Here is a 593-nt window from a genome sequence, read left to right on the forward strand (position 1 = left end):
CTGCATGAAGCCGGAATCGCTAGTAATCGCGGATCAGCATGCCGCGGTGAATACGTTCCCGGGCCTTGTACACACCGCCCGTCACACCACGAGAGCTTGCAACACCCGAAGTCGGTGAGGTAACCCGTAAGGGAGCCAGCCGCCGAAGGTGGGGCAAGTGATTGGGGTGAAGTCGTAACAAGGTAGCCGTACCGGAAGGTGCGGCTGGATCACCTCCTTTCTAAGGTGAAAAAACGAAGAACAAATCGCGCTTCTGTTTCGTTCAGTTTTGAGGGAACGAGTCATGTTCTCTCAATGACAAAAATCGTTCCTTGAAAACTAGATAACCGGAAAAGCGGAGGCGAGTGTTTCGCCGCGATGGGCAAATGTTCTTCGCCTGCAAGGGTGCTTGCACCCGGAAGGCGAAGGTTATTTGACCCCGAGCGGCGGCGAGCCGACGCTAGACAATAAGGAAGAAGCCGAGAGTGCTGTAGGTTAAGCTAGAAAGGGCGCACGGTGGATGCCTTGGCACTAGGAGCCGATGAAGGACGGGGCAAACGCCGAAACGCTCCGGGGAGCTGTAAGCAAGCGTTGATCCGGAGATGTCCGAATGG

2 rRNA genes are annotated in these 593 nt (G+C 55.6%); both read left to right on the forward strand.

Features of this window, described 5'->3' with window-relative positions:
• Positions 1-220: ribosomal RNA gene (locus tag ETC02_RS16870) — 16S ribosomal RNA — on the forward strand; the annotation flags it as partial.
• A 252-nt stretch (positions 221-472) separates the two neighbouring features.
• Positions 473-593, forward strand: a 23S ribosomal RNA gene (locus tag ETC02_RS16875); the annotation flags it as partial.

It is taken from the genome of Geobacillus sp. DSP4a, from assembly GCF_013096875.1.
Lineage (GTDB): Bacteria > Bacillota > Bacilli > Bacillales > Anoxybacillaceae > Geobacillus > Geobacillus thermophilus.